The organism is Nocardia sp. NPDC050175, assembly GCF_044459885.1.
GTDB lineage: Bacteria > Actinomycetota > Actinomycetes > Mycobacteriales > Mycobacteriaceae > Nocardia.
Genome location: NZ_JBITJI010000007.1, coordinates 385,197 through 406,157, shown reverse-complemented (window position 1 = coordinate 406,157; position 20,961 = coordinate 385,197). Strand labels below are relative to the sequence as shown.

Genomic DNA, 20,961 nt, shown 5'->3' with positions numbered 1-20,961 from the left:
CTACAGGGTGTCGTAACTATGGAATAGCTGGTGTGTTAATTGTCATACGGCGGTGGATTCGGGCATGACGGGCCCGCCTGCCTTGCCCACAACATGCCGCGTTCCGATGGGAACCACCATCGGCCGACCGGAGACCGGATCCTCCAGCACCGAGGCGTCGAGGTCGAAAACCTCGCGCAGCAACGCGACGGTGATGATGTCGGCGGGACGACCCTGCGCGACAATCCGTCCCTCGCGCATGACGATCAATTCATCGCTGTAGCGGATCGCCAGATTGAGATCGTGCAGCACCATCACCACGGTGCGGCCGAGCTCGGCATGCAGCCGGTCGACCAGATCGAGCACGTCGACCGCGTGCGCGAGGTCGAGGTAGGTGGTCGGCTCGTCGAGCAGCAGGATGTCGGTGCCCTGCGCCAGCGCCATGGAGATCCAGGCCCGCTGGCGTTGTCCGCCGGACAGCTCGTCGAGCGCGCGGTCGGCCAGGTCGGCGATGCCGGTCTGCCCGAGCGCGGCCAGCACCTCGTCCTCGTCGGACGCCGACCACTGCCGGAACCAGGTCTGATGCGGATGACGCCCGCGCGCAACGAGATCGGCGACGGTGAGCCCCTCCGGCGCGACCGGGGACTGCGGCAGCATGCCGATCACCCTGGCCACGTCTTTAGTCTTCATCGTCGAAATGGCCTTGCCGTCCAACAACACTCGCCCCTGCTGCGGGCGCAGCAGCCGCCCGAGCGAGCGCAGCAGCGTGGATTTACCGCAGCCGTTCGGGCCGATCACCGTGGTGATCACGCCGGGCGCGATGTCGAGGGTGAGTCCGTCGATGATCACCCGGTCGCCGTAGGCGAGCGTGACGTCGTCGGCGGCGAGCCGGGTGGGCTCCGCGCTGGTCGCAGCGTCAGTGGTCATCACAGCGTCGCCTTTCGATTCATGCGGATGAGCAGGTAGAGCAGGAACGGTCCGCCGAACGCCGCGGTGACGATGCCCACCGGCAGATTCGCCGGAAACACCGTGCGCGACGCGACATCCGCGCCGACCACCAGGATGGCACCGACGAGCGCCGACCCGATCAATGGTTCGCCGGGGGTGCGCAGCAATCGTCGCGCGATCTGCGGCGCGGCCAGCGCGACGAAACTCACCGGACCGACGGCTGCCGTCGCCACCGAGGCGCCGACCACCGCCGCGCCGATCAAGATCGCCTGCTGGGTCTGGATCCGCACGCCGAGCGAGCGGGTGGTGTCGGCGCCGAGCCGCAGCGCGGCCAGCGTGCGCGCCGAACCGAGCGCGACCACCACCACGACGACCAGCGCGAGGGTGGCAGGCAGCAAACCGGATCGATCGGCGGCGTTGAGAGATCCGTTGAGCCACAACTGCGCCCGCTGCGCGTCCTGCAGCGTCGCGCGGGTGAGCAGCCAGCTGATGCCCGCGATCAGCACCGCGTTCAAGCCGACGCCGATCAAGACCAGCCGCACACCGGTGACGCCCCGATCCCCGGTCGGGCTGCGTCCCCAAGCCAGCAGGTAGATCGCCGCGGCCGTGAGCAGACCACCGACCAGCGCGGCCAGCGGCGCGCCGAACGTCGCGAGCAGGCCGGTCCCGCCGCCGCCGACGACCACCGCGACGGCGCCGAGGCTGGCACCGGAGGTGATGCCGAGCATGTCCGGCGCGGCCAGCGGGTTGTGCAGGATGGATTGGGTAATCGCGCCCGAGAGTCCGAGCGCGGTGCCGACCACCAGCGCGGTGAGCGCCCGCGGCAGCCGGGAGTCGAGCACGATGAACCGCTGCGATCGCGTTCCGCCGCCGCTCAGCACGTCGATCACGCGCCCGAGCGGAATATGCGTTTCACCGGTGGCGATGTCCAGACAGAAGCACAGCAGCATCAATGCGACCAGCGCGATCACGATGAAAACCATCACCGGCCGCAACACCACCGAGACGGGCCCGACCCGCAGCGCGGGCCGAACGCTGTCGGTCTTCACTGAAACAGTCACAGGCTCACCAACTTCCGACGCCGGACGAACGCGATGAAGAACGGCGCACCGATCACCGCGAGCATCACGCCCACCTGCAGCTCGCCGGGCTTGGCCACGACGCGGCCGACGATGTCGGCGATCAGCAGCAGCACCGCGCCGATCAAGCCGGAATACGGGACCAGCCAGCGATAGTCCGGTCCGGTGATGACGCGTGCGAGATGCGGTACCACGAGGCCGATGAACGCGATCGGCCCGATCGCCGCGGTCGCCGCGCCGGACAGCAGCACGATCGCGGCCAGTCCGAGCGCACGACTGCGTCCGATATTCACGCCGAGACCACGCGCCACATCGTCACCGAGACTCAGTAGGTTCAACCCGGGTGAAGCGATGAGCGCGAGCAGCACCCCGAACGCCAGGAATGGCAGTACCTGCCAAAACACCGTGATATCGCGCCCGGCGACGGTGCCGACCACCCAGAACCGGTAGGTGTCCAGCGACGCCGGATCCAGCAGCACAATGGCATTCGTCATCGCCTGCAAAAATGCGGTGACTGCCGCGCCGGCCAGCACCAGGCTCAACGGACTCGCCTTGCCGCCGCCGATCGACGACGCCGCGAACACCACAACGCCCGCGATCAACGCACCCGCGAACGCGAACCAGATGTACTGCTCCGGCGTCGTGAACGCGAACAGGTACATGCTCAGCGCCGCAAGGAAAGCCGCACCCGCGTTCAAGCCGAGCAGCCCCGCGTCGGCGAGCGGATTGCGGGTGTAGCCCTGAATCAACGCGCCCGCGATGCCGAGGGCGAGTCCGGTGACCAGCGCCAGTGCCGTGCGAGGTAGCCGAAGTCCACGTACGATCTCCTCGGCGGTGGATCCGGCCGGGCAGCTGAACGGACCGCCTTGACAGGTGATCGCGTGGTGCACGGCGTCGTAGACGGTGCCGGGCGACAGCGACCTGGTACCGATCGCGACACTGGCGAGCACGGTGAGCAGGAGCAGAACGGTCAGCACGAGCAGGCCGGAAAGGCGCCGCCGCCGTGTGTTGCCGAGCGTGGTCACGGTGACGAACTACTCCTGAGATTCGTTGTAGCAGAGAACCGGTTGGTCTGGTAAGCCTAACCTATCTTGCGGTCCGCACCGCTATGGCCAATCCTCGAGGAGGTTCAATGCCCGAGCTCATGACCACCTGCCCGCCGCGTCATGCCCACATGGCGTTCGATCGCACATGTGACAGGTTGCGTGCGCTGCAACCTGAGCATCCGCGTGTGTACGCGGTGGCGGCGATGGTCGAGCAGGGCAAGCGGCGCTGGTGGCGGTTGGCCGACGGGGTGCGCGAGGGTCGCATCGAACGGATGTATCGCAGGCATGCCGCGGAGATGATCCGCGCCGATGTCGCGGCCGAGGTGGTGGCGACCGCGCTGATCCACGCGGTGATCGGCCGGGTGATCGCGCTGCTGGTGGCCGAGGGGCGGGCCTGGGATCCCGGCCTGGAGAACCTGTGGATCCACACCGACAACGACGGCGGCATCGACTGGGCGGGCTTGGGCGACACCACCATTCGCGTGCTCGAGGGCGACCCGCTGGCCGAGGAGTCCGGCGCGGTGAGCCTGCCGTGCGAGGGTGCGATGTATGTCTGGCTCGCGCATCGCTGCGAGCCCTCGCTGACGCTGATCCAGTCGAGCATGGCCCGCTACTCGGGTTTGAGCGCACGCCGATTCTGGTTGCTGGTCGGTGAATCCATCGCGGGCGCTTCGACATACGTGCCGGACCTCGCCGGCACCGACGCGGTGGTCGGTACCCGCCGCGGTCAAGGGCTCTTGGCTGCCTTGGAGCAGCGCGGATTACCGGTTCGTCGCGCGACGGCCTTGCTTAGTTAGGTAAGCCTGACCTATACTCATAACCGGCGTAAGGATTGGTCGAGAGTCCCGAGGGCTGCGGTGACCCCCGATCCATTGCCGCGATGGGCTCCACGTCTAGCCGTGGAGCCCATCGCTTATTTTTCCGGCGACGCAACGGGCGAGCCAGCGTTAATCGGATTGCGGCCGCTGTGCAAAAGTGGACCGCATGACAGATCAGGAGACCCGGGCGGCGGATTGGCTCGCGACCATCACGCCGGAGCAGATGACGAAGGTCAGCGAAGGCACGTTCACCGACCTGATCGGCCTGCGCTACACGGAAACAACCCCGGACCGGGTGCGCGGTGAGTGGACCGTCAAGCCGCACCTGTACCAGCCAGCGGGTATTCAGAACGGTGGCGTCTACAGCACCGTCATCGAAACGCTCGCCAGCGTCGCGGGCGGAATCTGGTACGGCGCAAAGGGCACGGTCGTCGGGGTGAACAACAACACCGACTTCCTGCGCGCGGTCCGCGACGGCAATCTCGTCGGCGAGGCGACCCCGATCCACCGCGGCAGGTTGCAGCAGCTGTGGCAGGTGGTGATCACCGACGAGCAAGGGCGAGTGGTCGCGCGCGGCCAGGTTCGGCTGCAGAACCTGCCCGGCTAGGGACTGGCACAGCCTCCGGTCAGGACGCCACAGCCTCTTGGCCGGAGAAGTCGCGGCCGCTCGGCGAGGCGCTCGTCCCGCGTCGCCGGAACGGGCGTGCCAGAATGACCGTCACCCATAAACCGACCCGGTGAGGAGCCTGGATGCGACTGTCGCCGCATGAGCAGGAACGGCTGCTGCTGAGCTACGCGGCCGAGCTGGCCCGGCGCAGGCAGGCGCGCGGGCTCAAGCTCAACCATCCGGAGGCCGTGGCGCTGATCAGCGACCACGTGCTCGAAGGCGCGCGGGACGGACGCTCGGTCGCCGAGCTGATGTCTTCTGGCCGAACGGTTCTCACGCGTGCCGACGTGATGGAGGGCGTGCCGGAGATGATCCATGATGTCCAGATCGAGGCCACCTTTCCGGATGGCACCAAGCTGGTCACCGTCCACCATCCGATCGGCTAGGAGGACGGGATGAGTGATCACTCCGAGCGGGCAGGTGTCGGCACCGAAAGTCGCGTGCCTGTCGACATCGAGCGGACCGGTGCAGGCCTGGTTCCCGGTGAATATCTCTGTGCCGAGGGCACTATCGAGCTCAACGCGGGTGCCAAGCGAATCGAACTCGACGTCGTGAACACCGGCGACCGTCCCGTGCAGGTCGGCAGCCATGTGCACTTCCCGCAGTCCAATGCCGCGCTGCGCTTCGACCGCGCCGCTGCGCACGGCCACCGCCTCGATATCCCCGCTGGCACCGCGGTGCGCTTCGAACCCGGCCTGGGTCAACGTGTTTCGCTCGTCCCGCTGGGCGGCACCCGCGAGGTATACGGCATCAGCCTGACGCCCCCCGGCCACCTGGACGAGAAGCAGTGAGCAAGCACAGCCGCACCATTTCCGATTTCCCGCACCTGGAATCGCATGCGATTTTCGGTGCGGGGGATCAGGACTGGTGCGCGGCCACCTTGGAGGGGCACCATGACTGAGTTGAGCCGCGCCCGTTACGCGGAACTGTTCGGCCCGACGACCGGTGACCGAATTCGCCTGGCCGACACCGACCTATTCGTCGAGATCACCGAAGACCGCAGCGGCGGACCGGGTCTCGCGGGCGACGAGGCGGTCTTCGGCGGTGGCAAGGTGCTGCGTGAATCGATGGGCCAGGCCCGCGCAACCCGGGCCGACGGTGCGCCGGACACCGTGATCACCGGCGCGGTGATCATCGATCACTGGGGAATCATCAAGGCCGACATCGGCATTCGTGACGGCCGCATCTGCGCCATCGGCAAGGCGGGCAACCCCGACACCATGAACGGGGTGCACCCCGACCTGGTGGTCGGCCCCTCCACCGAGATCATCTCGGGCAACGGCCGCATCCTCACCGCGGGCGCCATCGACTGTCACGTGCACTTCATCTGTCCGCAGCTGATGGACGAGGCGCTCGGCGGCGGCATCACCACCTTGATCGGCGGCGGCACCGGCCCCGCCGAGGGCAGCAAAGCGACCACGGTCACGCCCGGTTCCTGGCATCTGGCCCGGATGCTGGAGGCCACCGACGGCTGGCCGATGAACATCGTGCTGCTCGGCAAAGGCAACACCGTCAGCGCCGAGGCGATGTGGGAGCAATTGCGCGGCGGTGCAGCGGGTTTCAAGCTGCACGAGGACTGGGGCTCCACCCCGGCCGCGATCGACGCCTGCCTCACCGTCGCCGACGCGGCGGGCGTCCAGGTGGCCCTGCACTCGGACACGTTGAACGAGGCCGGTTTCGTCGAGGACACCCTCGGCGCCATCGCGGGCCGCGGCATCCACGCCTATCACACCGAGGGCGCGGGCGGCGGGCACGCGCCCGACATCATCACCGTCGCAGCACATCTCAACGTGTTGCCCAGCTCCACCAACCCGACCCGCCCGCACACCGTCAACACCCTCGACGAGCACCTCGACATGCTCATGGTGTGCCACCACCTCAGCGCCTCCATCCCGGAGGACCTCGCGTTCGCGGAGAGCCGGATCCGCCCGTCCACCATCGCGGCCGAGGACCTGTTGCACGACCTCGGCGCGATCTCGATGATCGGCAGCGACTCCCAGGCCATGGGCCGGATCGGCGAGGTGGTCATGCGTACCTGGCAGACCGCGCATGTGATGAAGCGCCGCCGCGGCGCGTTGCCCGGCGACGGCGCGGCCGATAACGCCAGGGTGCGGCGCTACATCGCGAAATACACCATCTGCCCGGCCGTCGCGCACGGCCTGGACCACGAGATCGGCTCCGTCGAGGTCGGCAAGCTCGCCGACCTGGTGCTGTGGGAGCCCGCCTTCTTCGGCGTCCGCCCGCACGCGGTGCTCAAGGGCGGTGCCATCGCCTGGGCCGCGATGGGCGACGCCAACGCGTCCATCCCGACCCCGCAGCCGGTGCTGCCCCGCCCGATGTTCGGCGCGGCGCCGCTCGTCGCGGCCGCCACCTCACTGCATTTCGTTTCCGAGCAGGCCATCGACGACGGCCTCGCCGACCGCCTGCGGATCAATCGAAAACTGGCCCCGGTCAAGAACGTTCGCGATCGCAAGAAGACCGACATGCCGCACAACGACGCCATGCCGCGCATCGAAGTCGATCCGGACACCTTCACCGTCCGCATCGACGGCGAGGTCTGGACCGAGCAGCCCGCCACCGAACTTCCGATGGCCCAGCGGTATTTCCTGTTCTGACGGCTACGGCGACAGGTCGACCATCATGGTGGCCAGGTCGAGCGCGGCCGCGCAAGGGTCGAGTGCTGTTGTGTCCGAACGGTTCTGGACCCGCCAGGTAATGGCGCCGTTGGCGGCGGCGGTGACCGCGCAGTCGCCGGGGTCGTGCGGGTTGCGGACGTAGAACGCGGTCGCGGTGACCGTGCCGAGGACGTGCTTGGTGATCACCATGTGCTCGGTCCGGAAACCGTCGGCTCGGGCGCGGTCCCACAGCTGCTGCAGCGAGTCCTGCGCGGAGTAGGTGAAGCTGACGGTCGCGTCGCCGTCGCCGACCTGCGCCTCCCAGTAGCACACCTGCGGCGAGTGGTGCGTGGTCAGGCTGCTCGCGTGCACGGCGTCGCTGATCTGCTGGTTGGTCAGCGGCGCGCAATCGGCGAACGGGTTCGCGGGCGCCGCGGGGGCGGCGTCCGGCGTGCTCGCGCTGCTACATCCCGTCACCAATCCGGCCAGGGCAATAACGGCAAGTCCGGCATTACGGACAGAGAACGGGTTCATCACCGCTCCCTTTCTGGATCATTAACGGGTCAGACCAGGTCACGGTACCCAGCGGCCCGCCGGAACGCGACCTGAGCAGGCGCGATCTTGCTCTCAGTCGCCCAGGCCCTCCGGCAGCTGCCCGCCGTGCAGCCGGTGGTGCCGGAAGGCGAGGCGGACGATGTCGGCGATGCCGGGATCGGCGATCACGTAGACGTTGCGCCGCCCCTCTTTACGCATGTGCACCAGACCGGCCAGTCTGAGCTTCGCGAGGTGCTGGCTGGCCGCGGGCACGGTTTGGCCGATCTCGGCGGCCAGCGAGCCGACGTCGCGTTCGCCCTGACTGAGCAGCCAGAGGATCTGCAGCCGGGCGGTGGCCGCGAGCATGCCGAAAACCGCTGCCGTGTCATGTAGTTGAGCCGCCGGGATGGGACCCGGCTCGCCGTGCTCGGTCACGTCCGCCTCCAACAGGGAGCGCTTGCGAGCGCGAATGCGCGAGGCCGCCTTTCCGTAGCGTGGCACGGAGTCGAATACTTGCGCAACTGATTGACGAACGTATGACGGCGGGTTTCTAATAATGGGTGCGCAATTCTGCGTAGTGAGCGACCAACCGAAGCGGGGTGAGCGGCTGATGCCGGTTGACAGTATCGACGTCTCTAGCCGGACCGCCTTAGCGAAACGGGTTGTGCCGGTTCGTCGTTGATCTGCCCGCGCGATCCGCGGCCGAGCTGAGCGGCCGGCCGATCGCCTGACGCGGCACCAATTCTCAACATTCTTCGACCCGAGGGGCCGGCGCGCATGGCGTCGGCCTGAGTAGTCGGTGTGACCGTCCCCGACGGCCGCACCGGCATCCGGGCGCGGCTGCCTGCTGTCCGCGCCCGGCCCGCGGCGGGCGGGCGTATCACCACCAGACGTTGTCACCATCAGACGCTACGAAGCATTGGAGTTCCGCCATGGCGATCATGTTCAAGAGGGCCGAAACACCGCACCGCGCACCGAATTTGGAGCGGCAGTCGATCTGGTTCACGGTCGGTCTCTATCTGCTGATCAGCGCGGGACTGCTGACGATGCATTACGCCCACCCGCAGGCGCCCGTCGGCTCGTCGTCCGTCTCGCCCGCCCACTCGTCCTACGGTCAGTAGCGATGCGTGCCCTCACCAACGCCGTGACCACCGACCGGTTCGACACCGAAGTCCTGCAACAACATTGGATTCCGTTGGCGGCCGCCGACGCCGATACCGCCGCGGTACTGCGCGAGCGGCTCGGCGTCGACTTCGCCGCGGCCCGCAACCGGGTCTGGGAGACCGATAACTTCCTGTACTTACCGGTCGTCGCCAACTACAAGCGCGGCGACACCATCGAACGCGAAACCATCGTCTTCGCACTGGGTTCGGAATTCCTGGTGACGCTGCAACCGGACGAGCACTTCATCCCATTCGACAAGGCGATCGCGAAGATGCGCCGCAACCCGACCCTCACCGGCTCCTCGCACGGCGTGATGTACGCGCTGTTATGGGCGCTGAACGAGGCGTCCGAGCGGGTCATCTACTACGCCAGCGACGCGCTGGAGGCGATGAACGACGAGATCGAGATGGCCACCAACGGTTACGACCAGCGCGGCCGCGAGATCGGCGTCGCCGACATGCGCGGCACCATGTCGCGGATGAACGCGGCCGAGGAGATCGTCTCGCGCACCCAGGAGACCCAGCTCCAATTAGCCCGTGCCGCACGACATCTGATGGCCGATATCACCGTGCACAGCGCCGAACTGGAGAGCCTGCTGGCCATCCTGATCGCCGACGTCGACGGGGTGAAACAGCACGCGGGCTTCGAGCACGACAAGGTGCGCTACCTGCAGCAGTCGGTGATGACCTGGCTCGACGTCAAACAGAACCAGATCGTCAAGGTGTTCACCATCATCACCGCGGTCTTCCTGCCGCCCACCCTGATCGCCACCTTTTACGGCATGAACTTCACCTGGATGCCCGAACTGGAATGGCAGCACGGATTTCTCGCCACCACCCTCATGACACTGGTGGCCGCCGTGATCCCGCTCGCCTACATCAAGCGAAAGGGCTGGCTGCGCTGACCTTGTCGTGGCCCGAAGCGCGTGGCCGCGGCCGGCATTCAATATCATGACAAGCATGACGGCCGCCGGTAGCAGCTCGCCCGACGCGCCGCGTCCGGATGCCAGGACCGAACGATGGCGCGCGCATCGGGAGCAGGTGCGCGGCGAGTTCGTCGACGCCGCGTTCCGGGCGCTCGCCGAACACGGGCCCGACGTGAGCATGGACGACATCGCGCGGGCGGCGGGCTGCGCCAAGCCGAAGCTGTATCGGCACTTCGCGGATAAGACCGACCTGTACCTGGCCATCCTGGAGCGGGTGCAGAGCATGCTGTGGGAGCGGGTGCTCACGAAGATCAGCCTGACCACCGATTCGGTGGCAGAGCTGATTCGCACCGCCATCGCCGAGTATGTCGCGGTGGTGGAGGCGCAGCCCGACGTGTTTCGTTTCCTGGTGCACAGCCGGCTGGCGCAGCAGGCCGAGCAGCCCGAACGCGCCATCGAGGTGGCGCAGCGGTCGGCGCTGCTGGCGGCCCAGATGATCGAGGAACGCCTCGAAGGGCAGAACGTCGACACCGGCAGCCTGGAGTTGACCGCCTATGCCATCTTCGGCGCGGTCGGCTCGGCCACCGACTGGTGGCTCGGCGCCAACCGGGCCAGGGCCGAGGTGATGTCGACCGAGCGGTTCGCCCAGCATGTGAGCATCATCGCCAGGAACATGCTGGACGGGGTCGCCGAGCTCAACAACCTGCCGCTCGACGTGGAGAAACCGGCGCATCTCGCGTTCGAGCCGGAGTGAGTTACTGGTCGAAGGCGATGTGCACCCGGGGTGACTCCGGGAGGGTTTGGCAGGCGAGGGTCAGTCCGAGGGCGAGTTCGTCATCGATGAGAGCCTCGTTCTGCCGCATCCGGGTGCGTCCCTGTTTCACCGAGCAGACGCAAGTGCCGCAAGCCGATTCGCGGCAGACGTATGGTGCGTCGATTCCGTTGTCCAGCAACACATCCAGTAGGGGAGTGTGCTTGGGCCAATCCAGGACGTGGGTTTCGCCGTCGATGTCCACCTCGACAACGGCTACGTCACCGAGTGGCGTGTTTCCGTTGGTGCGGATGGGTTCCTCGAACGGATTCGATTGGAGGGAGCGGTATTCCTCGGTGTGGATGCGGGTCGTCGGCACCCGCAGCGCGGCGGCTGCGGCACCGACCACCGTCATGAATCCGGCAGGTCCGCAGAGGAACCAGTCTCGACCAGAGTGCGGTCGTACCAGTTCCGCGACGGCCACAGCGGTTGGCAGCCCGCGCTCGGATTCGAGCCAATGCAGGACCTGCAGCCGACCTCGGTAGCGGTGTGCCAGGTCGTCGAGTACGTCTGCGAAGATCACCGACTGCCGATCCCGATTGGCATACAGCACAACGACATTCCCACTGCCGCCGACCATCGTGGATTTGATGATCGAGAGGACCGGCGTGATGCCGCTGCCCGCCGCGCACAGCAGCACATCGGTATCCAGCTCACGCGGCCCGAACGAGCCGGACGGCTCCAGCACCGTGATCAGATCGCCGACCGCGACGGTGTCGCAGATCAGGTTCGAGGCATAACCGTCCGCGATCCGCTTGACCGTCACCGCGATCCGATCATCACAGTGCGGGCTGCTGCACAGTGAATAGCACCGGGCCACAGAGCCGGTACGCGCACTCGGCACCCGCAGGGTGAGGAACTGGCCAGGGCGGTATCGGAACCGCTCACTGAGCTCGTCGGGCACCTCGAAGATCAACGTGCGGGCATCAGCCGTCTCCTCGACCACCGCGCCGACCTTCAGCTCATGGACGCCTTTGTCGGCGGTCATGCCTCCACCTCGCTGGCGCTCGGTTCCGGCATGGCCGCGAATGCGGCTGTGCCTTTTGTTCGCTCGCTGCGCTCGCTCAACGTGCTACCTCGGCACCTCGACCGGTACGGAAACAGACTGCACCGCCGCAGGAGTCGCCGATACCGGATCGATCAACCGGAGCACCCGGCGCCCGATCCGTTCGATCCGCTCGACGTCCAACGGCTGGGTGATCCGCCGATTCACCCCCGGCGCGATCCGCAGCATGAAGTAGCCCAACCACGCCTCGGTCCGGACCGGAACGACGGCGAGGTCGTACCGCACCGCGCGCTGTGCCGCCCGCGCCACCAGATCCGGACTCATCGGCGAGAACGGCAGCTTCGCCGCCACCTCCTGCACTCGCCGCGCCAGTTCCTTGCCGCGCGCGATCAACTCCTGGTCGACACCGACGGTGACGGCATGCTCGCCGATATTGGTGTTGATCACCCCGGGACAGATCGCGCTGACCCCGATCCCCTTGGGCCCGAACTCGAGTCGCAGGCACTCGGTGAGCATCTTCACCCCGGCCTTGGACACCGAGTACGCCGACATCACCGGCGTCGGCGTAAAGGCCGCCGCCGACGCGATATTCACGATGTGCCCGCGCTTGCGGTCGTCGATCATCTGCTGCCCGAACACCCGGCAGCCGTGTACCACGCCGAGCAGGTTCACGCTCAGCTGGCGATCCCAGTCGGCGGGTGTCAGATCCACGAACGCGCCGCTCACCAGCATGCCCGCGTTGTTGACCAGTACGTCCGGCACGCCGTAGTCCGCGAGCACGTCCCGGCCGAAGGCTTCCCACGCCTTCGGATCGGTGACGTCGAGCCGGGCCGCGGAGGCCCGCTGCCCGCGCGCGTGGATCATCGCCTCGGTCGCCAGCGCGGAATCCAGATCCAGATCGGAAACCACCACGTGCGCGCCAGCTTTGGCGAACCGGATCGCGATGGCTCGGCCGATGCCGCTGCCCGCACCGGTCACCACCACCAGTTCCGGGTGGATGTTGGTGATTCTCATACGGATTCCTCGAGGATCGCGCCGGGCCGCGGTGCGGGCACGGGCTGCCGGTAGTGGTAGTCGTCGAGATCGAAATGCCGGTTCTGCCAGTACATCTCGCCGTGGGTGGACGGACGGAACGGTGAATCGCCGTGGCTGTTGATGTAATAGGTGTTCGATCCGTCGCAGGCGGAGGTGAACAGGAAGTTCTTCTCCTGGCGGCGCAGGCATTTGGCGAAGTACTCGTCGTGGGCGTGCTGGCTGATCTCGCACACCGTCGCACCGCGTCGCTTGGTCTCGGCGATGGCCCGGCTCAGGTGCGCGGCCGTGGCCTCGATCATCCAGATGTAGGAGCCGAGCACAAAGCCGTAAGGGCCAGTGATGGTGAACATATTCGGGAACCCGGGCACCGAGACGCCGTGGTAGGCCTGGAATCGATTGCGGTCCCAGAACTCCCCGAGGTCGAGCCCGTTGCGGCCGGTCACCGGGAACGGCGGGATCGAATCCTTTTCCCAGAGTTTGAATCCCGTGGCGCAGATCAGCACGTCGACCGGGTGCTCGACCCCGTCCTCGGTGGTGATGCCGTGCTCGCCGATGAAGCCGATCGGCTCGGTGACCAGGCTGACATCCGGCCGATTGAACGTCGACAGGTAGTCGTTCGACATCGATGGCCGCTTGCACCCGAGACCGTAGGCCGGAATCAGCTTCTCGCGGATGACCGGATCGTGCACCTGCGCCCGCATCCACCGGCGCGCCGGGATCTCGGCCAGCCGCCGGCCCGCGTCGCCGAGCCAGCTCGGACCGGCCACCATGCCGCCCATGCCGATCTCGGTCGCGATGGTGCCGAGCATGCGGATACTGGAACGCACCCAGGGACGTTCGAGGATCGCGCGACCGATCGAACCAACGGCCGCATCGGATTTCGGGAACACCCAGATCGGTGTCCGCTGGAAGACGCTCATGTGCGCCACCTCGTCGACGATGGCGGGCACCAGCTGCAACGCGGTCGCACCGGTCCCGATCACCGCGACCCGCTTGCCCGTCAGCGCGACATCGTCGTCCCACAGCGCCGTGTGCATGAGCGTGCCCGCGAATTCGTGCAGGCCGGGAATGTCGGGCATCTTCGGCCGTTCCAGCCCGCCGATCGCCATCACGACGTAGCGCGCGGTGAGCGTGCGGCCGCCATCGGTGCCGAGCAGCCACAGGCTGTCCTCGGCGTCGAACACCGCCGAGACGATCGTCGTGTTCAACCGCAGTTTCGGCCGCAGCCCGTATTTGTCGACCATCCCCTCGGCGTAATCGCGCAACTCGGTGCCCGGCGCGAAGATTCGCGACCAGTCACCACGCTGCTCGTAGGAGAAGCTGTAGATGAACGACGGGATGTCCACGGCGACACCGGGATAGGTGTTGGCGTGCCATGTTCCGCCGACCCGATCCCACTTGTCGACGATGACGAAGTCATGGATGCCTTTGCGTTGCAGAGCGATCGCGGCCCCGATGCCGCCGAACCCCGCGCCGACCACGATCACCTCGTTGTCGGGCCGCACCGCGCTCATCGGACGCGATCCACGAGCGCGCCCTCGGCGCCGAACAATTCGGTCTGCCACTGCTGAAGCAGGGCCCCGGTGTCCACGTCGTCCGGGTGGAAGCCCGGTTTCAGGTACACCTGGATCTCGCTGAGCAGCCCGCGCACGATCGGCCCTCGAATCAGTCGGTAGGACTGCCGGGTGACCGTGATCGGCCGCCAGGCAGGGGGATCGGCGAGGATCGAAGCGAGCACGCCCAACCCGACCACCGGAATCGTGAAGGCGTACAACACCGACATGACCGCGATCCGCAGCCACTCCGGCCCGCCGACCGAGCGATAGACATCGAACGCCACCGACTTGTGTTCCAGCTCTTCGAGCGCGTGCCAGTTGAGCAGGTTGCGCACCTCGGGATCGCCCGCGAGCTCCTGGATTTCGGGGCTGGACAGCACCCGCGCCGCCAGCACCGCGGTGTAGTGCTCGGCGGCGGCCGTGATGGCGAGATGGGCGGCGGGTGGCGCAAGCCGCTCGGCCCGCTGGAGGAGTTCGCCACGCCCGCTGACGAATCGCGGTAAGGGATAGCCGAGCGCGAACAGCTGCTCGTTCAATCGGCCGTGCTGCTGGCCGTGCACCGCCTCCTGGCCGATGAACGCCGCGACCCGCTTCTTGAGCACCGGATCGGTGATCTGCTCGGCGAATCGGCGCACCGACCGGATGAACGATTCCTCGCCGGGCGGGAAGGCGGCCGAGAGCAGCGCGACGAGGTGGCTGAGCACGATGTCGTCGCCCGCGTAGTACTTGCTCATCGGTTCCGGTTCGCCGAAGCGGAATTTCATCCGCCGCACCTTCGGGTAGCCGCCCGCGCCGTTTTTCTGCACGCTGGTAGTCATGTGAATCTCCGTTGATTCCAGGGGTATTCGATTGTTGAGTAGCTACTTGAGGTGATCGACGAGGCTGCCTTCGGTGCCGAAGAGCTCTTTCTGCCAGTGCTCCAGCAACTCTCGCGAGTCGATGTCGTCGGGATGGAAGTTGGGCCGCAGATACAGCACCAGCTCGCGGCCGATGCCGCGGAACACCGGCCCGCGGAACAGCGTGAGGGCTTCCCTGGCCAGGCTCAGCGGGTACTGCCGCGCGTCGGGGTCGCGGCTGAGCGACATGGTGAGCGTGACGGCGGTGAGCGGGAGAGTGAGCGCGACCAACGTCGCCATCGTGAGGATGCGCATCGTCTCCGTGCCGCCGACCGCGCGGTACACGTCGAACGCGACCGACTTGTGCTCGAGTTCCTCGAAAGCATGCCAGTTCAACAGGTTTCGCACTTCTTCGTCACCGGCCAGCGCCTGGATCTCCGGACTGGACAGCACGCGTTCGGCCAGTACCGCCGTGTAGTGCTCGGCCGCCGCGGTCGCCGCGAGATGCAGCCGCGCCGGGATGCGCTGCTCGAACCGCTTCTGCCGTTCGACGACCTCCGGTGCGTCCAGCCATTCGATGGCATAACCCATCTCGATCAGCTTCTCGTTGAGCCGCCGGTGTTCCTGACCGTGCATCGCCTCCTGACCGATGAACCCGGCGACCCGCTTCTTGAGCACCGGATCGGTGATCTGATCCGCGAACCGGCGCACCGACCGGATGAACGACTCCTCACCGGGCGGGAACCCTGCGGACAATCCGGCGATGAAGTGGCTGAACACCATGTCGCCGCCCGCGTAGTACTTCGACATCGGCACCGGCTCGCCGAAGCGGAATTTGATTCGCCGCGCCTTCGGGTATCCGCTGCCCGTGCGTTCCCTGGCTCGCACACTTTGCTCGGTCATCTCGCACCTCATTGAGCTCGGTACCGTCAGTATGCGGTACTACTAGTACGATACCGTCCCAGACGGATAGAGCAAGAGGCGTTCGCAATGACGCAGGTAGACGGAATTCTGTTGGGACCGTGCGTCAGCCGTGTCTGGTAACGCTGCGGGCCAGGTCGGTCAGGCGGTGCGCGCGGGCGTTCTCGGCCGGGGTGAAGGGTTCGTCAGGGCGGACGAAGATGAGCGGGCGGTCCGGCTGCCACGGCACGACCAGGGTGGTGCCGTCGAACGCGAGGTCGCGGTGGACGAAGGTGCCGGGGGTGAGGTAGCGGGCGCCGAGCAGTTCGGCGATAGCGAGCGGGAGTTCGTCGGGGTCGGCCGCGACGCGGGTCGCGATGCCAAGCGCCTTGGTCTGGCCGTCGATCAGGGCGAACGCCGACGCGGGCCAGATGCGGACCCCGGATCCGCCGGCGTGCACGACCGTCGACGACAGGGCGTCCGGGGTGATGCCGGTCGGCGCGGCGATGACCAGTTCGTTGAGGACGCCCGATTCGAGTTGGTGCACATGGACATTGAGGATGTTCGCGCCGCGACGGGCCAGGTGTCTGGCTAGTGCCTCGAGCTGGCCCGGGCGATCGTCGACGCGGACGCGGATGCGCCACAGGGTGGGCGCGCGGTCGACGTCGTCGCGGCTGCGGAGTTCGGGGCCGTGCAGCCACGCGCCGAGCATGCGCGTTGCGGAGGGCTCGACGACCCAGATGATGAGCGTTGTCGTGCCGATCGTCAGCAAGGCCACGGTGAGTAAATAAGGCGGGTCGAAGTGGACGACCAGCGCGTGCAGCGCGAGTTCGACCGGAAATACCGCGGCTAATTTGGCCAGCGTCAATCGCGCTCGGCGCGGGTGCGGCAATCGGCCGCAGACGTCACACGCCAGCACATGTACACGATGTCGAGATCGCATCGGACGCATGCGCACAGCGTCCGGCTCGAACATTTCCGAACGCGTGCCGAATGTGTAACGCGGCAGTGAAATCGGAAGGGAAAGCGCTTGAGCGGCAGGGGTTTACGTGGTGATGATGGACACAGGGCAGGTAGTGGGTGTCCGAGCGCACATTGACTGGATAAGTCAGCGGTAACGGCGGTGCGTCGCCGTTGATGAGCCCGATCTTCGCATGGTCCGAATAGTGCTGAATGTCCATGTATTTCGCGAATCGGCGGAATGGCACGCTTGGGGTGTCGACGCCATTTCAACGATAGGGACATGAATCTTTACGTCGGGCTCGTCGGGTTGCTGAAATTGGATTCGCCGGAGGGGTGTATCGGCGCATTCGCGACGGGGGCGATGATCGCCGCCGTGGCGACCGATCTGATTGTCGGCTCGCCGGGGGTTGGTCCTCGATCCCGGCGAGTGGATGGCGTCGTTCTGGGGATCGCCAGTGGGGGGCCTCCGTCGGAAGTAACCTCCGAACTGCGGAGAAGCCCCGCCTTCGTTGGTTTCGAGGTGCGGGGCTTCTCGCTGGCTACCTGTGCGTCAACCCTCTCGTGACTAAATGTTTGCTCAAATGTTGCGGAGTTGCGTGTGTCGGGCTACCTTCATGGTGAACGGATAGTCGTAAGTGCCCTGCCTGTTGAGTAATACCGGGAGCATCCGATGCGGAACCGACTTGTAGCTGCAACATTGCTTATCTTGGGTCGTGCGTGACATGACCATGCTGATCACCCCCGACGACGACCTGCTGGCCACGAACGAGTTCCTCCGGGACGGCGTCCGAATGAGCGTCCTGATCGGCCGCCCCCAGCCCTATCCCACCGGCGCGGGCTGGCGCTGCCGAGTCCGGGTCGAATGCGGAACCACCCGCCTCGAACAGTCCCAGGTGGTCGCCCCGACCGCCCAAGAAGTCCTCCGGCTGGCGCTCGAGCTGGTCACCACCCGCCTCGGCATGACCGAATCGGAGTTCTTCGAAGGCGCGACCATGAGTCCCGCCGCCTAACTCCTTGCGGCCCAGCGGACTTCGCACTCGCGAGGGTGCGACTACGGGACAAGTACCAGCTTGCCGGGGGCGTGTCCGCTGATGCCGGCCTGATGCGCCTTCGCCGCCTCCTGGAGGGGGTAGACGTTGTCGATCAGCACCTGGAGCTCACCCGCACCCGCACGGGCCGCCAGCTCGGCCCGTGCGGCCTGCCGGAACTCGATGCCCGCGTCCTCGCCCGGCCCATAGCCGAGCACTTTGATGCCGGCGGCCAAGCGCCCATCGCCGCCGGTGATCGAGACGATGCGCTGCGGATCGGCCACCAACTCCAGGGAAGTCGCGAGCGCTTCGTCGCTGCCCGCGCAATCCACCGCGGCGGTGACATCACCGGTTGCGGCAGCCCGCACGCGGTCGAGCAACCCACTGCCGTAGGTCACCGGGATGGCGCCAAGGCCGCGCAGCACTTCGTGATTGCGTTCCGCGGCGGTGGCGATCACCGTCGCGCCCAGCGCGGCGGCCAATTGCACGGCCACCAACCCGACTCCGCCGGCGGCGCCGTGAATGAGCACGGTGTCGCCCGCACCCACACCGGCGGCGTGCAGGGCGTGCGTCGCCGTGAGGCCCGCGAGCATCAACGACCCGGCCTCGGGCCAGCCGAGATCGGCAGGCTTGGGGATCAGCGCGGTGACGGGCGCGGTGACGTAATCGGCATAGGCGCCGGAGGCCGGGTAGACGATCACTTCATCGCCGACCTGAACCCCGGTCACCGCCGAACCGATGGCCGTGACAACGCCCGCGCACTCCATACCGAGCCGAGGCAGATCGGCGGCGAGTCCGGCGGCATCCTTGTGTTCGTCGTCCACGGTGTGGAAGGCACCGCTGTAGACCTTCCAGTCGATCGGGTTGACCCCGGCCGCACGGACTTCCACGACGACTCCGTCGACGGCAGGCTGCGGGATGGGTGTCTCGACGATCTCGAGGACCTCCGGTGTTCCATAAGCCGTCGGTCGCACGGTCCTCGCCATAGTGCTCACTCCTGTATTGGTTCGTCGGTCGCTGCGCACGCAGTGGCCATGCGGATACATGTTGTTTCGTAATGCGATGTCGCTGAACGGAACCCGAATCCCCTGCTTATCGGGGCGACCGGAAAGCTACGTTCGCTATGAACACAGTCTCTGTCGCCGGTGGCATGATGTCCAGTGCATAGTTTGCACAGCAATATTGCGTTGAACGCAACAGTCGGCACGTAGCGCCGGTTGGGCAGGCGACGGTACGGCGTCGATTGGTTGTGCCTGTGGTGAACACGGTGCGCCCCGGGCCTCGTGCGGGCATGCTGGAGGGGTTGGTGCAGACGTGTAATCAGGGGTGGTGGTCGACGTGGACGATGACGCCGCGATGGATGCCTATTCGCGCACGGTGACCAGGGTCGCCGCGTCGGTCACGCCGCACGTGGCCAGCGTGCGGACCAGACGGGGGAGCGGCTCGGCGGTAGTGTTCACCGATGACGGCTTCATGTTGACGAACGCGCACGTCATCGGGTCGGCCAGCGGCGGAGAGGTGGTGTTCGCCGACGGGGTGGAAGCCAAGTTCGACGTCGTCGGCATCGATCCGCTGTCGGATCTCGCGGTGCTGCGCTCACGCAACGGCGCACCCGGGGCGGTCACGCTGGGCGATGCGGACGAACTCGTCGTCGGCCAGCTGGTGGTTGCCGTCGGCAGCCCACTCGGCCTCGCCGGTTCGGTCACCGCCGGAGTGGTCAGCGCACTGGGCCGGGCGGTCCCGGTTGCCTCGCGCCGCGCGGGACGAGTGATCGAAGACGTGATCCAAACCGATGCGGCCCTCAATCCAGGAAATTCCGGTGGGGCACTGTCGGATTCGGCGGGCCGCGTAGTCGGCATCAACACCGCCGTCGCCGGAATCGGCCTCGGCCTGGCGATCCCGATCAACGCCACCACGCGACGCATCATCGGGACTCTGCACACGGACGGCCGGGTCCGCCGCGCCTACCTCGGCCTGGTCGGCATGCCCGCGCCGCTCCCCGCCACCGTCGCCGCGCGCACCGGTCAAGCCGCCGGTGTCCGCATCATGGAAGTAGTCCGCGGCGGCCCTGCGGAAGAAGCGGGCCTGCGCCGCGGTGACCTGGTCCTCAGTGTCGCTCGCGCGGAAGTCCGTGACGCCCAAGGTATTCAGCGTCAACTCTTCGCCGACGCCATCGGCGTCAAACTCCCGGTCACGGTCCTGCGCAATGGCGCGATGGTCGACGTGATCGCAGTCCCCATCGAACTGACGGTGGACTGACAACGCCGCCCACGTCCTGACCTGCCGCACGCGATTTCGTTTGCGGCAGGTGTGGCTATTCGGCGACCGTCGCCGGTGTGGGTTCGACTGCGGTCTGCGTCGCTTCCTCGGCGAGCACGATGCCCTGGTTACCCCAGCGCGCGTCGACGACCAGTCCGATCACACCTACCGCGATCAGCACTGCGGAGAAGACGATCAGTGCCGGGTGCGTGGTCCCGGTGAGGGCGTCGCCAAGAATGACGGTCCCGATGGTGCCCGGGAGGACGCCGATCAGAGTGGCGATCATGTACGGCCAGAAGCGGATCGAGGAGAGCCCACAGCAGTAGTTGATCACCGAGAAGGGCACCGCGGCGATCAGGCGCAGCGAGCCGACGGCCAGCCAGCCGCGTCGCTGTAGCCGGTCATCGACGGCGCGCACGGCCGGATGGGTGAGCCGGGACGCGACCTGCTCGCGGTCGAGCGCACGCACCAGCAGGATGGCAAGCGCGGCACTGATCGTCGTCGCGCCGACGGCGAGCGCGATGCCGAGCACAGGACCGAAGAGGAGTCCGGCACTGACCGTGAACACCGTGCGCGGGATCGGCGCGACCGTCACCAGCGCGTGCACCACGAAGAACAGCACCGGAAAGATCGGACCGACCGAGGTCGCCCAGTCTTGGATCTGCCGCGGACTGGGTAGCGGGACCAGCATTGCCGCCACGAACAACGCGACGACACCGACGATCAACGCGAGCACGCGCGGGTCACGGATCAGCCTGGTCACCGGGGCCAGATTACCGGGTGGTAGTGGTA

General features: G+C 66.9%; 24 protein-coding genes. 11 read left to right on the top strand and 13 right to left on the bottom strand.

Features of this window, described 5'->3' with window-relative positions; all coding sequences use genetic code 11:
* Positions 1-42: 42 nt before the first annotated feature.
* Genes ACIBK2_RS25910 through ACIBK2_RS25900 form a run of 3 tightly spaced genes read right to left on the bottom strand, consistent with a single transcriptional unit; the run spans position 43 to position 3,031 of the window.
* Positions 43-906: an ABC transporter ATP-binding protein gene (locus ACIBK2_RS25910; RefSeq protein WP_396970597.1), complete on the bottom strand. Its 864-nt coding sequence runs from the start codon at positions 904-906 to the stop codon at positions 43-45.
* Positions 906-1,988, bottom strand: a complete 1,083-nt coding sequence (locus ACIBK2_RS25905) for a FecCD family ABC transporter permease (RefSeq protein WP_396970595.1) — start codon at positions 1,986-1,988, stop codon at positions 906-908. The genes ACIBK2_RS25910 and ACIBK2_RS25905 overlap by 1 nt, the downstream gene beginning before the upstream one ends.
* The gene (locus ACIBK2_RS25900) at positions 1,985-3,031 is read right to left on the bottom strand and encodes a FecCD family ABC transporter permease (RefSeq protein ID WP_396970593.1); all 1,047 of its coding nucleotides are present in this window, start codon (positions 3,029-3,031) and stop codon (positions 1,985-1,987) included. The genes ACIBK2_RS25905 and ACIBK2_RS25900 overlap by 4 nt, the downstream gene beginning before the upstream one ends.
* A gap of 107 nt (positions 3,032-3,138) precedes the next feature.
* Here ACIBK2_RS25900 and ACIBK2_RS25895 point away from each other — a divergent pair, with 107 nt between their 5' ends.
* The 5 genes from ACIBK2_RS25895 to ACIBK2_RS25875 all read left to right on the top strand — a co-directional run bounded on the left by ACIBK2_RS25895 (position 3,139) and on the right by ACIBK2_RS25875 (position 7,152).
* A complete protein-coding gene (locus ACIBK2_RS25895; protein WP_396970591.1) occupies positions 3,139-3,849 on the top strand; it encodes a hypothetical protein in 711 nt (236 codons plus the stop codon).
* A 187-nt stretch (positions 3,850-4,036) separates the two neighbouring features.
* Positions 4,037-4,477, top strand: a complete 441-nt coding sequence (locus tag ACIBK2_RS25890) for a PaaI family thioesterase (protein ID WP_379291512.1) — start codon at positions 4,037-4,039, stop codon at positions 4,475-4,477.
* 143 nt (positions 4,478-4,620) lie between these two features.
* Positions 4,621-4,923 carry an urease subunit gamma gene (locus ACIBK2_RS25885; protein ID WP_396970590.1) on the top strand — a complete coding sequence of 101 codons (303 nt, stop codon included), beginning with the start codon at positions 4,621-4,623 and terminating at the stop codon, positions 4,921-4,923.
* An 87-nt stretch (positions 4,924-5,010) separates the two neighbouring features.
* Positions 5,011-5,328, top strand: coding sequence for an urease subunit beta (locus tag ACIBK2_RS25880; RefSeq protein WP_396970826.1), 318 nt, complete (start codon positions 5,011-5,013; stop codon positions 5,326-5,328).
* Positions 5,329-5,430: 102 nt separating this feature from the next.
* Positions 5,431-7,152 (top strand): urease subunit alpha, encoded by a 1,722-nt coding sequence (locus tag ACIBK2_RS25875; RefSeq protein ID WP_396970588.1) that lies wholly within the window; start codon positions 5,431-5,433, stop codon positions 7,150-7,152.
* 3 nt (positions 7,153-7,155) lie between these two features.
* On the opposite strand, the gene ACIBK2_RS25870 is transcribed toward ACIBK2_RS25875, so the two are convergent.
* On the bottom strand, positions 7,156-7,686 hold the full coding sequence (locus ACIBK2_RS25870; protein ID WP_396970586.1) for a DUF3558 family protein: 531 nt from the start codon (positions 7,684-7,686) through the stop codon (positions 7,156-7,158).
* Between the two features lie 93 nt (positions 7,687-7,779).
* A complete protein-coding gene (locus ACIBK2_RS25865; protein WP_396970584.1) occupies positions 7,780-8,121 on the bottom strand; it encodes an ArsR/SmtB family transcription factor in 342 nt (113 codons plus the stop codon).
* Between the two features lie 497 nt (positions 8,122-8,618).
* Between ACIBK2_RS25865 and ACIBK2_RS25860 the strand changes: the two genes are divergently transcribed.
* The 3 genes from ACIBK2_RS25860 to ACIBK2_RS25850 are packed head-to-tail and all read left to right on the top strand — an operon-like array spanning position 8,619 to position 10,529.
* Entirely contained in the window at positions 8,619-8,807 is a 189-nt protein-coding gene (locus ACIBK2_RS25860) for a hypothetical protein (RefSeq protein WP_379291521.1), read from the top strand.
* A 2-nt stretch (positions 8,808-8,809) separates the two neighbouring features.
* On the top strand, positions 8,810-9,754 hold the full coding sequence (locus ACIBK2_RS25855) for a CorA family divalent cation transporter (RefSeq protein ID WP_396970582.1): 945 nt from the start codon (positions 8,810-8,812) through the stop codon (positions 9,752-9,754).
* A 55-nt stretch (positions 9,755-9,809) separates the two neighbouring features.
* The gene (locus ACIBK2_RS25850; RefSeq protein ID WP_396970580.1) at positions 9,810-10,529 is read left to right on the top strand and encodes a TetR/AcrR family transcriptional regulator; all 720 of its coding nucleotides are present in this window, start codon (positions 9,810-9,812) and stop codon (positions 10,527-10,529) included.
* A 1-nt stretch (position 10,530) separates the two neighbouring features.
* Here the strand turns inward: ACIBK2_RS25850 and ACIBK2_RS25845 are convergent, their stop codons facing one another.
* The 6 genes from ACIBK2_RS25845 to ACIBK2_RS25820 form a co-directional block, all read right to left on the bottom strand.
* Positions 10,531-11,574, bottom strand: coding sequence for a 2Fe-2S iron-sulfur cluster-binding protein (locus tag ACIBK2_RS25845; RefSeq protein WP_396970578.1), 1,044 nt, complete (start codon positions 11,572-11,574; stop codon positions 10,531-10,533).
* Between the two features lie 84 nt (positions 11,575-11,658).
* Positions 11,659-12,606, bottom strand: a complete 948-nt coding sequence (locus ACIBK2_RS25840; RefSeq protein ID WP_396970576.1) for an SDR family NAD(P)-dependent oxidoreductase — start codon at positions 12,604-12,606, stop codon at positions 11,659-11,661.
* Positions 12,603-14,141 (bottom strand): flavin-containing monooxygenase, encoded by a 1,539-nt coding sequence (locus ACIBK2_RS25835; protein WP_396970574.1) that lies wholly within the window; start codon positions 14,139-14,141, stop codon positions 12,603-12,605. Before ACIBK2_RS25835 ends, ACIBK2_RS25840 begins: the two co-directional genes overlap by 4 nt.
* Complete coding sequence (locus ACIBK2_RS25830; protein ID WP_396970573.1) at positions 14,138-15,001, bottom strand: metal-dependent hydrolase; 864 nt, start codon at positions 14,999-15,001, stop codon at positions 14,138-14,140. Before ACIBK2_RS25830 ends, ACIBK2_RS25835 begins: the two co-directional genes overlap by 4 nt.
* 42 nt (positions 15,002-15,043) lie before the next feature.
* Positions 15,044-15,922 (bottom strand): metal-dependent hydrolase, encoded by an 879-nt coding sequence (locus ACIBK2_RS25825; protein WP_396970571.1) that lies wholly within the window; start codon positions 15,920-15,922, stop codon positions 15,044-15,046.
* 124 nt (positions 15,923-16,046) lie between these two features.
* Positions 16,047-16,871 carry an amino acid-binding protein gene (locus ACIBK2_RS25820; protein WP_396970569.1) on the bottom strand — a complete coding sequence of 275 codons (825 nt, stop codon included), beginning with the start codon at positions 16,869-16,871 and terminating at the stop codon, positions 16,047-16,049.
* A 291-nt stretch (positions 16,872-17,162) separates the two neighbouring features.
* Between ACIBK2_RS25820 and ACIBK2_RS25815 the strand changes: the two genes are divergently transcribed.
* Both ACIBK2_RS25815 and ACIBK2_RS25810 read left to right on the top strand, forming a co-directional pair.
* Positions 17,163-17,447 (top strand): hypothetical protein, encoded by a 285-nt coding sequence (locus ACIBK2_RS25815; RefSeq protein ID WP_396970567.1) that lies wholly within the window; start codon positions 17,163-17,165, stop codon positions 17,445-17,447.
* Positions 17,448-17,604: 157 nt separating this feature from the next.
* Positions 17,605-17,892 (top strand): hypothetical protein, encoded by a 288-nt coding sequence (locus tag ACIBK2_RS25810; RefSeq protein WP_396970824.1) that lies wholly within the window; start codon positions 17,605-17,607, stop codon positions 17,890-17,892.
* Between the two features lie 41 nt (positions 17,893-17,933).
* Here ACIBK2_RS25810 and ACIBK2_RS25805 read toward each other — a convergent pair whose 3' ends face one another.
* Positions 17,934-18,896 carry an NADP-dependent oxidoreductase gene (locus tag ACIBK2_RS25805; protein ID WP_396970565.1) on the bottom strand — a complete coding sequence of 321 codons (963 nt, stop codon included), beginning with the start codon at positions 18,894-18,896 and terminating at the stop codon, positions 17,934-17,936.
* A gap of 370 nt (positions 18,897-19,266) precedes the next feature.
* On the opposite strand from ACIBK2_RS25805, the gene ACIBK2_RS25800 reads away from it, so the two are divergent.
* The gene (locus ACIBK2_RS25800) at positions 19,267-20,169 is read left to right on the top strand and encodes a S1C family serine protease (protein ID WP_396970823.1); all 903 of its coding nucleotides are present in this window, start codon (positions 19,267-19,269) and stop codon (positions 20,167-20,169) included.
* Positions 20,170-20,224: 55 nt separating this feature from the next.
* Here ACIBK2_RS25800 and ACIBK2_RS25795 read toward each other — a convergent pair whose 3' ends face one another.
* Positions 20,225-20,932, bottom strand: coding sequence for a TVP38/TMEM64 family protein (locus ACIBK2_RS25795; protein WP_396970563.1), 708 nt, complete (start codon positions 20,930-20,932; stop codon positions 20,225-20,227).
* Positions 20,933-20,961: the final 29 nt, after the last annotated feature.